At 40.8% G+C, this 15,944-nt stretch carries 11 protein-coding genes; 7 read left to right on the top strand and 4 right to left on the bottom strand.

Annotated elements, in window-relative coordinates; all coding sequences use genetic code 11:
* Positions 1–121: 121 nt before the first annotated feature.
* The 3 genes from ACT29I_RS01590 to ACT29I_RS01580 all read right to left on the bottom strand — a co-directional run bounded on the left by ACT29I_RS01590 (position 122) and on the right by ACT29I_RS01580 (position 4,630).
* Positions 122–1,627, bottom strand: a complete 1,506-nt coding sequence (locus tag ACT29I_RS01590) for a sulfatase-like hydrolase/transferase (protein ID WP_430933176.1) — start codon at positions 1,625–1,627, stop codon at positions 122–124.
* 64 nt (positions 1,628–1,691) lie between these two features.
* Positions 1,692–3,464: a sulfatase-like hydrolase/transferase gene (locus tag ACT29I_RS01585; protein ID WP_444792541.1), complete on the bottom strand. Its 1,773-nt coding sequence runs from the start codon at positions 3,462–3,464 to the stop codon at positions 1,692–1,694.
* Positions 3,464–4,630: a hypothetical protein gene (locus ACT29I_RS01580; RefSeq protein WP_430933174.1), complete on the bottom strand. Its 1,167-nt coding sequence runs from the start codon at positions 4,628–4,630 to the stop codon at positions 3,464–3,466. Before ACT29I_RS01580 ends, ACT29I_RS01585 begins: the two co-directional genes overlap by 1 nt.
* 261 nt (positions 4,631–4,891) lie before the next feature.
* On the opposite strand from ACT29I_RS01580, the gene ACT29I_RS01575 reads away from it, so the two are divergent.
* Entirely contained in the window at positions 4,892–8,095 is a 3,204-nt protein-coding gene (locus tag ACT29I_RS01575) for a glycoside hydrolase family 2 TIM barrel-domain containing protein (RefSeq protein WP_444792540.1), read from the top strand.
* Between the two features lie 294 nt (positions 8,096–8,389).
* Here ACT29I_RS01575 and ACT29I_RS01570 read toward each other — a convergent pair whose 3' ends face one another.
* Positions 8,390–9,349 (bottom strand): TIGR01212 family radical SAM protein, encoded by a 960-nt coding sequence (locus tag ACT29I_RS01570; RefSeq protein WP_430933171.1) that lies wholly within the window; start codon positions 9,347–9,349, stop codon positions 8,390–8,392.
* 153 nt (positions 9,350–9,502) lie between these two features.
* Here ACT29I_RS01570 and ACT29I_RS01565 point away from each other — a divergent pair, with 153 nt between their 5' ends.
* From ACT29I_RS01565 to ACT29I_RS01540, 6 genes are all read left to right on the top strand, one after another.
* Entirely contained in the window at positions 9,503–11,050 is a 1,548-nt protein-coding gene (locus ACT29I_RS01565; RefSeq protein WP_430933170.1) for a DUF4301 family protein, read from the top strand.
* A gap of 242 nt (positions 11,051–11,292) precedes the next feature.
* Positions 11,293–12,696, top strand: coding sequence for a tetratricopeptide repeat protein (locus ACT29I_RS01560; protein WP_430933169.1), 1,404 nt, complete (start codon positions 11,293–11,295; stop codon positions 12,694–12,696).
* Positions 12,697–12,829: 133 nt separating this feature from the next.
* Positions 12,830–13,594 carry a phosphosulfolactate synthase gene (locus tag ACT29I_RS01555; RefSeq protein ID WP_430933168.1) on the top strand — a complete coding sequence of 255 codons (765 nt, stop codon included), beginning with the start codon at positions 12,830–12,832 and terminating at the stop codon, positions 13,592–13,594.
* A 43-nt stretch (positions 13,595–13,637) separates the two neighbouring features.
* On the top strand, positions 13,638–14,549 hold the full coding sequence (locus tag ACT29I_RS01550; protein ID WP_430933167.1) for a DUF368 domain-containing protein: 912 nt from the start codon (positions 13,638–13,640) through the stop codon (positions 14,547–14,549).
* A 55-nt stretch (positions 14,550–14,604) separates the two neighbouring features.
* Positions 14,605–15,351, top strand: a complete 747-nt coding sequence (locus tag ACT29I_RS01545; RefSeq protein ID WP_430933166.1) for a shikimate dehydrogenase family protein — start codon at positions 14,605–14,607, stop codon at positions 15,349–15,351.
* A gap of 129 nt (positions 15,352–15,480) precedes the next feature.
* The gene (locus ACT29I_RS01540) at positions 15,481–15,921 is read left to right on the top strand and encodes a VTT domain-containing protein (RefSeq protein ID WP_444792539.1); all 441 of its coding nucleotides are present in this window, start codon (positions 15,481–15,483) and stop codon (positions 15,919–15,921) included.
* Positions 15,922–15,944: the final 23 nt, after the last annotated feature.

Raw genomic sequence — 15,944 nt, 5'->3', positions numbered from 1 at the left:
TCCCCAAATCTTAGATCCGTTACTTCCCCGGTGTTAAGCCCAAGGGAAAAAATCTGATTTACCGGATGGTTGTTTTATATCTCAATGTTATAGGCTAATAGCTACGAGCCACAAGCTAAATTTACAATTGATAATATTCGTCTATGTTTAATTCGTCTCCAACCTCTTTTTGCAATGTCTTAAAGTCTGCGAACATTTGCTTGATCCGCTGTTTATGCTCGGGGTTATCCGCAATATTATTCATTTCCAGGGGATCCGATTTTAAATCGAACAACTTTACCTTCTTCACCTCCGGGTACAGAATCAGCTTATAACCATCTTTACGAATCATTCGCTGCAGACTTAAATATCCTCCATATATTCCGTTGTAATTACTGTGGGTTTGTTCTCCCATAGCCAATGGCATTACGCTATTGAAAAATACCGAATCGGTTTGAGTACTTCCTGCCAAATCAAGGGCCGTTGCCATGGCATCTTGAAGATAGATTTCGGCATCTACTTTTTTACCTTTTTCCAGTCCGGGGCCAATTATCATAAACGGAGGGCGAACACTGTGGTCGTACATATTTTGTTTTCCGAACAAACCATGATCACCTACCGCCAATCCATGATCGGCACTATATATAATGTAAGTATTGTCGGCCTTGCCGCTTTCTTCCAAGGCTTGTAATATTTTACCGACCTGAGCATCCAGATGCGAAATACTGGCATAATATTCTTTCTTATGAACTTGCGTAGCATATTTAGTACGCGGGAAAGGAGCCAAAGCAGCATCCCTTAACGAAGGTCCGTTACCAATAAAATCAGCCTCGGGATAAAGTTCCCGGAAGCTTTCCGGAACGGTTAACGACTCTGCATCATACAAGTCCTGAAACTCTTGTGGGGCCTGACGGGGATCGTGAGGGGCATTGAACGCCAAATACATAAAAAATGGCTTGTCGCTTGTTTTAGCCTGGTTAATAAAGCTTATGGCATCATCACGCAATGCCTCGGACCAGTGCTGGCCTCCTTCCCAGAATCCACCATGTTTAGGATCTGTAGGCAACCAGGAATCGTCTTCCTTGCTCAAAGGCCGGTTATATCCTACCGGCATAAAATCGCGATAGTCTTCTCCTTCCTTCAAGTTTTTAAACTTCTTCACCATGGCAGCGTGATCCCAATTATCTTTTGGCATTCCTCCCCTAACATGGGTCGTATGGTTAAAATGTTTCTCGGCAGGTAAATGAACATGCCATTTACCCGTCATGTAGGTTTCATACCCCTGATCCTGCATCATTTGCCCCCACGACTTTGCTTTGCCCTTATCCACTAACTTAACCCCTTCATTAGCAACCCAAACCGGCTTACCCGTATTTAACATGGCCCTGGAGGCCACGCAAACAGCACCGCTCCACGAACCCATATTAAAGGTGTTTGTAAAGGTAACTCCTCCGTTCACCAGTTTATCCAAATTAGGGGTAATTACCTCGTTATTACCTAGTGCATGAATAGTAGCGTGACATTGGTCATCGGCAAAAAGAAAGACTATGTTGGGTTTTTCAGGTATTTTTTTGGTCTCTTGTTTTGGTTGCTGACATGCAAAAAACAGAGTGGCCAGTACGCCAAGTAATAAAAATGATTTTTTCATTGTATTTTGTATATGGTATATCTATAGGTTTCTTACGGTTTGGCTTATTCAATAAATGGTTCAGTTATTCATCTACCGTTATTTCAATGGAATGGCTGATACCTGATTTTGAAAATGTAGGTTTTGCATTGGCCGACACAGGGAAGGCATCATCCCAGGAATATACAGAAATTGTAGCTTTTCCCTTACTTAAAGCTTTTACTTTTCCAAACTTGTTGATATCAATCACACTACTATTGCTCGATTCCCAAATAATATTCTTACGGGTTGCATCTTGCGGATATACCATACAATTTAAATTAAGTTCCTCTCCAGGCTTCATTGCTGATTTTGGGGCATGAATCATCAATCCTTTCACATCCTTTTGTTGGTACGAATCGATCACTTTTCCCAGTTTATCGTATGCTTTTCGTTGTTCCATGCTCAGCACACTCACATCCAACCCACTGTGCAGCATCACCTTAAATCTTCTTTCCACAACCGTATCACCTGCTTTTTCAAGAGAATCCGTTCGTAAATCAAAGAACCTTCCATTAGGGTATTCGGTACACGGAGCATAACGCTTAAAGTCCTTGTTAAAAGCATATACCAACAACTCCTCATCGCTGGTATAGGGTTGGTTATTGTTGTACCAGGTATAAATCACATCACGTGCCTCTTCCTTGTTACCCATGACCTGAGGCCAAAAACTGATACCGTCGAGTTCATTCTTTCCTGGAATTTCAATACCTGAAGCCTCGGCAATGGTTGGAAAAACATCCGTTACATCGACCAGCCCATCATATTTCCTGATTCCCATATTTCCTGCCTTTATTATCCCCGGCTGGTTTAGTACCATCGGCACATGGAGCCCATTATCCGTATTCCCACCTTTCCGACCGGGGTACACCTTGCCATCGGGAAAAACATGGGCAAAACATTCTTTGGTACCATTATCGCCCATGACTACAATCAGGGTATTTTCCCTTAAGTTTAACTCATCCAGTTTACCTACAACCCTGCCTATCAATTTATCCATGTACGAAATCATATCCGGAAAGTACCTTCTATCATCCCCTTTCTTTTTGTTCTGGGCATTTCGACCTTCGTCAAACTCATCAAAGAGTTTTTTAGGACGTGTATCTGGTGTAGGCTGATGTTCGTCGTGCACCAGCAACATGGGGTAGTACAAAAAAAAAGGTTTATCCTTGTTCTTTTCAATAAAATTTAAAGCATAGCGGTTGCAAATATCGGGACCATACCATCGCCTGCCAGTTTCCGGGTCCAGATCGGTCCGTAACTGGTAGTCACGAATCTCTCCATTGACAATCAGGTTTGGATTAATAAACCGCTTTCCTTCGGTAACAATATCAAAAGCACAAAACTCGTCCCAACCAAATTCAAAGACATAATCCTTCCCGGGTATTTCCTTCGTTCCCCTGCTCTGCTTCCACTTCCCGAATAACCCTGTGGCATACCCTTGTTGCTTGAAAACATCGCCAAAAGTAATATCCGAACTATGTTGAGCCTTACACCTTAAAAAATTGCGTTGGTTATATTTTCCGCTCATCAAGGCAATTCGTGTGGGCTCACATAAGGGATAGGCAAATGCATGGGTACACATCAAACCGGTTTCGGCCAATTTGTCGATGTTGGGTGTTGCAATGGTTTCATTTTCAAAATCGCCACGTAATGAACTTACCCGGTTCGCACCATATGCAGTTACACCGTAGTGGCTCAAATCATCTATCAGGATAAGAACCACATTGGGTTTAGCTTTTGGGGCAGATGATTGAGCACTTATACAAATATTGGTCAAAAGCAATACAAGCAATAGTAGGAATATGTTTTTTGCCATTATATTTCCTTTTCTAAACTTAAGTCAATCCTTCCTTTTTCTGCTGATATAAGGTGCGCTTTTATTATAAGGTTATCAGCTGCTTTTATTTTTATTAGATGTGAGTTATTCCCATATCCTTTCAAAGCAGGCACTGTCGACTTTTTGATTTCTTTTCCGTTTTTATCCGAAACAGAAAACACAAGCGTACAATTTTCGTTGGATGCATACACGTAATCTATAAGCAATTGGTTTTCTTTAATTTTAGTAGCAACCTCTAAAGAATTCTTAAATACCTCCCCTTCGTATCTATCCTTTACTTTTTTATTGATTGGTACCAGTTTATAACTGCGGACCCAATCGTAATATGCCGTATTTATTTCCGGGTTTTCCAACTCTTCCGCCGAAGGTGCAGGTTGCCAGTCGTATGTTTCGGTAACCATATTAATTTGCATGGGCCTGTCAAACGGTTTTTTTGAGATATCTTTTCTAATCTGAACCGTATCAAACAACTCGTCATCGGCATAAAACATCACTTCCTCTGCGTCCTTCCACCAGGCACCATAAATATGGTAATCCTCATAAACCGGGCTATCCAGTATGTGTCCCGTCCCTCTGGATATAAAAGTTTCCTTATGCTCACCACATTTCACATAACGATAATGCGTATTGCAGTTCATCCCGTTCTTAAATTTCTCAAACCGGGTACTGCCGCCCACTGCTTCCTGAATATCCAGTTCCTGGCTGTAACTGTCGTTGTCACAATCGTCGTTTTCTGTAAAAGGAACCTTATCATTCGACATCCAAAATGTGGTTGACATGGCTATTTTTGATGCTTTGGCTTTGCACTCATAATATCCAAAATGAGCTTCTTTTGTTTTTGAAGATACGGCCCCCCCGTACATGGTATAATTGCCTTTGGGTTCTTTCAATACACCACTTTTAATTTTAAGATTGCCATCTGCAACAGATACCGCTTCCGGATTAAACCAGGCCGGAGCACGTCCTTTCCATCCTCCGTTAAACCGATTCATCCATTTGCTTTTATCTAACTGGTCCCCGTTGAATTCATCAGAAAACTGAGCGTTTATCACCCAACGGTATCCTTTGGGTGGTTTAGGAGGTTTCGCAAATGTTAATGCTGTAAAAAATAAGAGTAGCGCTCCTACAATAATGGACTTTTTCATGGCTTAAACTTTAGATACATTTTATTTTATCCGATAAAATCAAAATTACTATTTGCATCTGTAGCAAAAGACAAATAATCCAAACGATAAAAGGGGGGTTTTGAAAAATTACCTACGCTTTGTTTTAATTATTGTAAATTAACACCTTTAATAACGGTTAAATTTTGATTTAACCCCTCCAATAGTTAAGATTTTCTCCTTGCGACAACTCTCCAAGAAATGTATCTTCGCTATAATTTGTAACACTAAGAATGATAATCTATGCTAGTATTTAAGCAATCGATAACCAAACTCTGTATTTTAGGAATACTGAGTAGTTTTTTTTTACATCTATCGGCGCAGGTAGATAAGCCAAACTGGGACAACGAGACTGTTTTTGCGGTCAATAAAATGCAAGGACGTGCAACCTCTTATTCTTTCGCAAGTTTAGAAGATGCGTTATCCGGAGACAGAAACAAAACGGATATAACCTTCTTAAACGGGAATTGGAAATTTAGATACACCAAGAAAGTAGGAGAACGTTCACAAGATTTTTTCAAGAACAGTTTTGATGCGCAGCAGTGGGACAACCTAGAGGTTCCTTCGAACTGGGAACTGAAAGGATACGGACAACACGTTTATGTAAACTCCAACTTTAAGGTGGACTTAAAACCGCCGCATTACCCTTGGGAAACGGAGGTTGGACAATACAAAAGAACTTTCGACTACAACGAGAATTGGAAGGATCGCCAGGTGATTTTGCATTTTGGCGGTGTTACTTCGGCCTTTACCTGCTGGGTTAACGGTAAAAAAGTGGGGTACAGCGAAGACAGTTGCCTTCCGGCAGAATTTGACATTACCGACTATCTGAAGGATGGTGAAAACACGGTTTCGGTTGAAGTTTACCGGTGGACGTCCGCTAGTTTCCTTGAAGACCAGGATCATTGGCGATTGAGCGGAATTCATCGTGAAGTGATGATACTGAGCCAGCCGAAAGTATCCATCAACGACTTTTTTGTACGTACCAAATTTGACGAGCAATTCAACAATGCCAAACTTCAAATACGCCCTCGATTAACCGTAACCAACAAAGCGGATATTAAGGGAATGATGGTGGAAGCTAAATTGTTTGATACCAACGGCAAAGAAATCATCAAACCCATGCACATTGATGCCAACAAAATATTTAACGAGTGGTATCCACAGCGCGACAACGTTTATTTCGGCCTGCTGGAGCAAGAGGTTACGTCCCCATTCAAATGGTCCGCAGAGAAACCTTATTTATATACTTTGGTTCTAACTTTAAAGGATAAATCAGGGCAAGCTATCGATATCCGTTCTCAAAAAGTTGGATTCAGGGATGTGACCATCGATGGCAGTGTGATGTTGATTAATGGAAAAAAAGTAAAACTATATGGGGTCAATCGTCACGATCACGACCACATCCACGGGAAAGCGCTTACCCGGGAAGATATGGAAGAGGACATTAAACTATTAAAGCGATATAATCTAAACGCCATCAGAACCTCTCACTACCCCAACGATCCTTACGTGTACGATTTATGCGACAAGTACGGAATTTACGTGATGGACGAAGCCAATTTAGAAACCCATGCCGTTCGAGGATTATTGAGCAACCAACCAACATGGGCAGCCGCCTATGTGGATAGGGCCATCCGAATGGTGGAAAGAGATAAAAACCATGCTTCCATTATTTCGTGGAGTTTAGGCAATGAATCAGGTAGTGGCCCCAACCACGCTGCCATGGCCGCCTGGATTAAAGATTATGATGATACCCGATTCTTGCATTACGAAGGTGCACAGGGAAACAAATACCACAAATACTATAAAAAGTATGGTTCTAAAGAATATAAAGAATACGAAAGCGTGCATGGTGCCAACCCAACCGACATGCCCTATGTGGATGTATTAAGCCGTATGTATCCAACACTTGAAGTGCTTACCAGCATGGCTAACGACCCCTATATTCAACGACCTGTTATGATGTGCGAATATGCACACGCCATGGGTAACTCTTTGGGTAACATGATGGAGTATTGGGATATTATTCATCAACACGACAACATACTTGGTGGTTTTATTTGGGATTGGATTGATCAGGGAATCCTGGAACACGACGAAAACGGTAAACCTTATTATGCCGTTGGCGGTGATTATGGCGACAAAGTGAATGCAGGCAATTTTTGTTTAAATGGCATCATAGCCTCTGACAGAACACCTAAACCTCAGATAGAGGAATGCAAGTACGTATATCAACCCATCACTTTTGAAAACATTGATATTGCTAAAGGAAAAATCCGAATTAAAAACCGCCAATGGTTCAGCAGTACCAATAACATGAAGTTTAAATGGGAATTAAGTCAGGATAGCAAAGTGATTGAATATGGCACATTAAGCAATGTGATTATCAGCCCTGAGGATTTTATGGAAGCCACTATTCCATTCAAAAAACCAAGACTAGTTGCTGGAGCCGAATATTGGTTGAGAATAAGTGCACATTCAACCCAAGAACAGTACTGGGCTCCCAAGGGTTTTGAAATTGCCAAGCAACAGTTTAAGCTTCCATTTTACGTTGAACCTGAAGAAAAATCCATCACAGGATCGCCCATCCAAAAGGAACAAAATGGTGATATGATCAAGTTTTACAACCAGGCATTCTCATTGTTGGTATCTCAGAAATCCGGTTTTATCGAATCGTTAACGTTAGCAGGAATAGAAGTATTATCTGAGCCATTAAAACCTTATTTCTGGCGTCCTTCAACGGACAACGACGAACGTGGCTGGAAACCTCAAGTAAACAACAAATTCTGGATGGATGCGGGTTCCAGATTAAAGCTGGATCAATTTGAGGTGGTTAATAAATCAGACGAATCTGTTACGTTACAATCGAGCTACCACATTGAGGATAAAGTTACTCTGACATTAGACTACCTGATACATGCCGACGGCACTGTTAAAGTAAGCTATACTTTAGATGCCAATAAAAACCTTCCTGATTTGATTAGGGTAGGTATGCAAACAGGAATTCCGAAAAACCTGAATAATATGGATTATTATGGAAAAGGACCATGGGAAAATTACACGGACCGTGCCGAATCGGCAGAAGTAGATATTTACCAGGGAACAGTGCGTGATTTTGTGTTTGAATATGCCCAGCCGCAAGAATGCAGTAACCGCACAGATGTCCGTTGGTTAAAATTAAGAGATGCCAGGCGAAAAGGGGTTATGATTAAAGGAACGCAACCATTAAGTATTTCTGTTTGGCCATGGACAGCCCAATCTCTTGAAACAGCGCGACATACCAACGAACTGCAAAAAGAGGATTACAACACCGTAAATATTGATTTGATTCAAACCGGCGTTGGCGGCTGTAATACCTGGAGTGATAAAGCTAAACCAATTATCAAATATCAGGTTCCTGCCGGCAAATATCAATATTCGTTTGTGATTAATGCAGCTAAATAGACCCTATTTGAAACAGTAGATGATATGAGGGTTTTACAACAAGTAAAGCCCTCTTTTTTTATCAGATTTTTTGTTGAAGTTAACGAATTACCTCCCCTGTTAATGTAGCGACGACGATGTTTTTACAAGACGGGAATCGTACCCCTCCTTCAAAAAGAGAAGAGCTAATATGATTGACTAATAGGAATTTGAATATGAAGACATCTATCCGAACAATTAATGGCCATACCCATTAGATTTGCCCCAGAACATATTTTGTCCACGCCCGACAAAACCAGAACCCTGACAGCGGTATCATTCACTCCTTAAATATGGTGCATACAACCTTCCTTGCCAGGTATCTCGTTCCTTCAATCGTTTTTCAACCTTCGCTACAAACTCGAAGTTCTTCAGTCCCCATTTGGGAGCTATCAACAATTCTTTGGGTGATTGGCTGATAAAACGCTCCATGACAATGTCGGGGTTTAATTTTTCAAGAAAATCCACCACCAGGTCAATATATTCGTCCGCATCATAAAGTTTTATGTTGCCCCGATTTTTCAAGTACGCCTCACCCATGGCTGATCCCCGCACCAATTGCAATTGGTGAAGTTTTAAATAATCCAGTGGTAAAGCTGACATCGCATCCGCATGCCCCAAAATATCCTCCCTTGATTCTCCGGGTAGCCCTAAAATTAAGTGCGCTCCAACTTTTAATCCTACTGCTGCCGTTTTTTCAATGGCTTCCTTTCCAGACTCAAAAGTATGGCCCCGGTTTATTTTCTCCAGCGTCGTATTCAATGTTGACTCAATTCCATATTCAACCGTAACATGATGGTTTTTATTTAGTTCGGACAAATATTCCAAAAGCCCATCCCCTATGCAATCCGGTCGCGTTCCCAAAACAATTCCAATTATCTTAGGGTGATTCAGGGCTTCCTGATAACGTTTTTTTAATACAGCCATATCGGCATAAGTGTTGCTGTAAGCTTGAAAATAGGCCAGATAATGTTGTGATTTATATTTGGGGGAGAAGAAATTGATTCCTGTGTCAATTTGCTGCGTAATACTGTTCCCTTCGCCACAATACGACGGGTTGAAAGTTGAATTATTACAAAAAGTGCATCCTCCGGTACCCTTTGACCCATCTCGGTTAGGGCATGAAAACCCGGCATCAACCGAAACCTTTTGAACCCTTTCGTTAAAAGTCCTTTTTATATACGAGCTGTAATCGTTAAACCTTCTTGCATGTCCCCACAAATATTCCATCTGCATCTGTCTATTTTTTAAACCCTTAAAAAAAACAAGACGCAAATGTATAAAAAATGACGAAACGTTTCATCAACAAAAAACAACATAAAAATTTGTTTTTTACCTATTAAATAGAGGAATAGTTTCTTATATTTAAACATCTAAAACAAAAAGACGATGATAAAACAAAACGACCAAACGCTTCTGCAAAGCAAAGGAATCTCTAAAGAGAAAGTGGAAGAACAGCTTTCGCAATTTAAAATTGGTTTCCCGTTTATGGACATTAAGAAACCAGCCTCTGTCAGCGACGGCATTATTTCACTTGACGAAGAACAAAAACTGATGTTCACCGATCAATTCAGAACCGGAGTTGACAATGGTTGTTCCATCATTAAATTTGTTCCCGCCTCCGGGGCCGCAACCAGGATGTTTAAAGACATGTTTGCCTTTATTAATGCCGACAAAGACAAGCAGGAACAACTAAAAAAAGAAGGACCTATCAAAGACTTCCTGATACATATTCAACACTTTGCTTTTTCCGAAGAACTTGCCAAGGCCAGCGGTGTAGATTTCAGCAACGAACAAGCGGTATTTGAGAATGGAGCTTTGATTGTTGAGAAATTACTGTTGCCGGATGGCCTTAACTACGGAAAGTTTCCTAAAGGTGTATTAAAATTCCACCTCGACGGCAAAAAAGCAACTACCCCGATAGAAGAACACTTAAGTGAAGGTGCAACCTACGGACAGGATGCCGATGGAAATGTAAATATTCACTTTACTGTTTCCGGCGATCACCAATCGCTTTTTGAAAATATCGTAAATAAAAACCTGCCACTTTACGAAGCCAAATACAACGCTAGTTTTAACATAAGTTACTCAACCCAAAAAGCACACACCGATACCATAGCCGTAAATCCGGACAATACGCCTTTCCGCACGGATAATGATGAACTTTTATTCCGTCCGGGAGGACACGGTGCACTCATCGAAAACCTGAACGATTTGGATGCCGACATCATCTTTATTAAAAACATTGACAATGTAATTCCTGAATATCGATTAAGAGATACCATTCAATACAAAGAAGCACTAGCCGGGGTATTGTATTTCTATCAACAAAAAATTTTTGAATATCTCGAAGAACTCGATAACAACAAAGAAGACCTGGATCTCCTGGATGAGATACTTGATTTTATGCAAGTTGAACTTTTCATCTCATTACCCAAAATGATTGGCGATTATTCCGATGCGGAAAAACGCCTGTATATTCAATCGAAACTGAACCGCCCTATCAGGGTTTGCGGTATGGTGAAAAACGAAGGTGAGCCCGGTGGCGGCCCGTTTTGGGGTGTTGGCACAAATGGCGAAACCTCTCTCCAAATTGTGGAAGGCTCGCAAATAGATATGAACAATCCTGAGAAGAAAAAATTAGTACAGCAGAGCACCCACTTTAATCCGGTAGATTTGATCTGCGGAACCAAAAACTACAAAGGCGAGAAATTCAACTTGCTGGAATATGTTGATCCTAAAACCGGATTCATATCTAACAAATCTTTAAATGGTAAAGATCTAAAAGCCCTGGAATTACCCGGGCTATGGAATGGCGCCATGTCCGATTGGACCACCTTGTTTGTTGAAGTTCCCATTAGCACCTTTAACCCGGTTAAAACGGTTAACGACCTGTTAAGGGTTCAACACCAACCCGAAACTGCCGAAAGCCACTAAAGGCTTTTTGTTAAAATATGATAAATACCCGGGGGCATTGTTAATAAGTTATCAACAATGCCCTTTTTAATGTCTCAGCTTATTGCAATTAGCTAAAAATATGGTATTTTTGAGGGGTGTAAAAAACTGTGTTATATATCGATGGCATCTAAAATTTGACACATCTTCGTTGCTCTCGTTCAGCAACTTTAGAAGTCCATCGGCATAATACATTCAGCACTATATAGATTAAAAGGTATTATATGCAAGAATACTCTCACGCAAATCAAGATGGGACAAGAGAGGCGGTTGAAAGGTTTGAGAAGTTAGTTCACCACAACAAGGAGTCCTATTTTGACGTGTTTCAAATTGAATCCATTTTCGATTATTACAATGAAAAAAATATGATGGACAAAGCAGAGTCCGCCATTAAAATGGGTTTGCGCCAACACCCCGGTTCCACATCGCTTTTACTAAAACATACTACCTTGTTGATTGAACGGAGTGAAAACGAGGTCGCCCTGGATATATTGGAATATATTAAAGAGGTGGAAAGCAGTAATTCGGAAATATTCCTGAACTTGGGTATTATCCACACCAGGTTGGGAGATAAAAAGAAGGCCATTGCAAATTATACAAAAGCCCTGAAATTAGTTGGTACGGAAGAATTGGAAGAATTTGTTTTTGAAATTGGTTTCAATCTAAATCAAGAGGGGTTTTATGCGGATTCCCGTAACCTTTTGAAAAACTTCCATCCACAATTTCCCAACAACGAAAACATTCTTTTTGAAATGGCCTACGCCCACGACAAACTGAACGAAGTGGAAGAAGGCATTACGGTTTACAACAAGTTACTGGACATTAACCCTTATCTGGAAAATGCCTGGTATAACCTAGGGATACTTTTCAATAAACAAGAAAACTATTCCGAAGCCATTGACGCATACGACATTACCATTGCCATAGCACCTAATTTATCCGAAGCCTATTACAATAAGGCCAATAGTCTGGCACAGATTGGAGAATACAGAGAAGCCATCAACTGTTACACTGAATATATGTCGTTTAGTTTTCCGATGGCACTCACATATTTCTACGTGGGCGATTGCTGGGAAAACCTGGCTAACTATGATTTAGCGTCACGGTTTTACAAAATGGCGGTGGATATCGACCCGGAACATGCCGAAGCCCTGCAATCCTTAGGAAGAACGTCGTACCGGGTGCAGGATTACGAAACCAGTGTTTTCGCTTTCGACAAAGCTTTGGTGATGAACCCCGATTCATCTGACCTTTGGCTTTCTCTTGGAAAAAGCTACAAAAAGATGAAAAAGACAGCCGAGGCCAAAAGATGTTTGAAACGGGCACTGATCAATCAGCACGAAGATACCATCAGTTGGATTGAAATGTATCAGTTCCTCGAAGAAAGCGAAAAGGATTTTGACCCAATACCATTTTTGAAGCGCTTATTGAACAAAGATCAAACCAATGGAGCATTGCACTACCTGGCAGCCATCGTTTACAACAAATGCAATAATCAGAAGGATGCGTTGAGACATCTGGTAATTGCCCGTCAGTTATTGCCTGACGACCTGGAAATTGTATTAAACGAGTATCCCGCATTGGTATCCATGCCCGAAATAGCGGAATACATTAATGCGCAACACTAATACAGAACCTTCCGCTCCGGTAAATAACGTAAGCAATAAATGCCTTTATGCAATCTAAATCTGCTTTAGCACAAGCATTTGTCATAGATTTGGCTTCCATTGAAATTAGGTGTCATGTAATCAATACATTAAAATGAACGTAATACTTCCACATATACCCGAACGTCCGGAAAAAAACAGAGAATATGGGTTAACCATGATGATGGACAAGGGATTAAGCTTAAAAGAAAGCGAAAACTTCGTTTCCTCATCGGCCAGGTATACCGACATGGTTAAGTTCGGTTTTGGCACCTCGGTTATCACCAACAATTTGGAAGAAAAACTGGCCGTATATCGCGACGGCAATTGCAAAACCTACTTTGGAGGAACATTGTTTGAAGCCTTTATTGCGCGGGGCATGTTCGATGAATACTGTAGATATCTGGATAAGTTTAAAATGGAATATGCCGAGGTATCTGACGGAACATTACCAATCCCCCACGACGAGAAGTTGGAGTACATCAGAAAGCTGTCGGAACAAGTCACCGTACTTTCCGAAGTTGGCTCGAAAATGGGCGACAAGGTAATTACCAACAAGGAGTGGGTTTACATGATGGAAACCGAATTACAAGCAGGGTCGTGGAAAGTAATAGCCGAAGCACGCGAAAGTGGCAATATTGGCATCTATAATATCGATGGATCGGCCAACACTGAATTGATTGAGCAAATAAAATCTAAAGTGGATACCAAGAACGTATTGTGGGAAGCACCGCAAAAATCGCAACAAGTGTGGTTCATAGACCATTTCGGTCCCAACGTAAACCTTGGCAACATCGATCCCAACGAAGTTGTTCCATTGGAAACGCTTCGACTTGGTTTAAGGGGGGATACTTTACTCAGCTTCCTACCTAAAAAATAATTCGCACAGAAATATATATTCTTTACACATAATAATAGGAGCAATGAATTCTAAGTCCTTTTTTCAGCATGTACTTAAAGGGATGGCCATGGGTGCCGCTAATGTAGTGCCGGGCGTATCCGGTGGAACCATCGCACTGATAACAGGCGTATTTGAACGATTAATCGATGCCATCAAATCCTTCGACCTTACAGCACTCAACCTACTGATTAAGGGAAAGTTTAAAGAATTGTTCGATCACATCGACTTATGGTTCCTGGTTTCGTTATTTGTTGGAATCGGCATTGCCATTGTTAGCCTGGCCCAACTGTTTAAATACCTTTTTGTTGAATATCCGGTTTACATTTGGGCTTTCTTTTTTGGACTGGTATTGGCCAGCATTTATTTTGTTGGCAAAACCGTTACCCGATGGAATCTTGCCAGTATCGCTACCTTTATATTTGGTACCGGCATTGCAGTGGCACTGAGCGTACTCACCCCCGCTTCGGAAAACGGCTCGTTACTATACCTGTTTATTTGTGGGATTGTGGCCATTTGCAGCATGATCATCCCAGGGCTATCGGGTTCCTTTGTTTTAATATTAATGGGCAATTACCAACTGGTGATGATTAATGCGGTTAGTGAACTAAACCTAAAGGTGCTGCTGCCTGTAGCTGCCGGCGCAGGAATTGGTTTGGTTGGATTTTCTCATTTCCTTTCGTGGCTGTTGAAAAAATATCACAACCAGACTATTGCCATGCTAACCGGCTTTATTATGGGTTCGCTGGGAATATTATGGCCTTGGAAAGAGACGATTACAAAAATATTCGGCGAAAAAGAGAAAACGATTGGTTACGATTGGTATTTACCATCTATGAACACCGAGTTTTTTGTTGCTTTTATTTTTATTATTTTAGGAATTGCTGCTATCTGGATCACAGAGTCTTTGGGTTCGAAGGTGGCTGGGAAAGAATAATTTACTTTTTTTGAATTACTGAATAGTTGTTGAATTGTTGATTTGAATACGAATTATGAAAACATACGGGTTAATAGGATATCCATTATCGCAGTCTTTTTCGCAAAAATATTTTACCAATAAGTTTGAACAAGAAGCCATCAAGGCCAGATACTTGAACTTTCCTATTGCCTCTATAGACGAATTTCCTGAGCTTATTGATCATCACCCGTATATAGGTGGTTTAAACGTCACTATTCCCTACAAAGAAAAAGTTATACCATACCTGGACGAACTTGATCCTATTGCCCGGGAAGCAGGTGCTGTAAACGTGATTAAATTCGATTGGGGCAATCCGAAAAAACCAGTGCTTAAGGGATATAATTCCGATATCATCGGGTTTACAAAATCTATTGAACCCTTGATTAAGGCGCATCACAAAAGCGCATTAATTCTGGGCACCGGTGGGGCTGCCAAGGGAGTTGGGTTTGCGTTGAACAGAATGGGCTTAGCGTACAAGCTTGTTTCCAGAACCCCCGAAGGAGAAATTCAACTTAGTTATAATTCCCTGAACGAAAAAAGCATGGCGGACAACCAGGTTATTATCAATACCACCCCACTTGGAATGTACGGCGATATGAATGCCAAACCGGAAATCCCCTACCACTACTGTGGAAAGAATCATTTATTTTTCGACTTAATTTACAACCCGGAAATTACCGCATTTTTAAAAGCAGGCCAAAAACAAGGTGCAGCCATTAAAAACGGCTTGGAAATGCTGCATTTACAAGCCGAAGGAGCTTGGGAAATATGGAACAAATAAAATGATGGCACAAAGCATGTTTGTACCAGGATTTTATTTGATGTTTTTTGCATAGCCAAAAATATGATGTTTCCCTGATTATTAGAATTTTACGATTAGCAGATTCTCTGCTGAATTTTATACTTTTTAATGGAAGAGATTGGAAGATATTTTGCCGTTTATTTGGCAGGTGCCACCGGAATTTGGAAAGGCATACCAGTGGGAATTGCGATGGGACTCACTCCTTTCTTTACCGCTACTTTTACTTCTTTGGGAGCTGTTTCATCCGCCCTACTTGTTTATTTCTCGGGCGAACCTTTTCGCAAATGGTTAATGAATAAATATGGCACCAGGAAAATTGCGCATAAACAGGAGAAATTTAATGTTTGGTTACAAAAATATGGTGTTGCGGGGTTAGGATTAATGGTAACCGGCTTGCTGGGACCATTTATCTCCTTAATGATTGGGATGTTATTATTAAAAGACACCCGCAAATTTTTATTATTCCTTCTTTTGGGAATTCTTATTTGGAGTTTTGGGATAACCTATTTATCAACTCCAATTATCGGCTTGGTTAAAGGAATGATGTAAGCTTTGCCGAAACAATTGACCAT

Source organism: Saccharicrinis sp. GN24d3 (assembly GCF_052400645.1).
Taxonomy (GTDB): domain Bacteria; phylum Bacteroidota; class Bacteroidia; order Bacteroidales; family Marinilabiliaceae; genus Saccharicrinis.
Note: the sequence above shows the minus strand (reverse complement) of the source record. Positions and strands in the feature narration are given on the sequence as shown.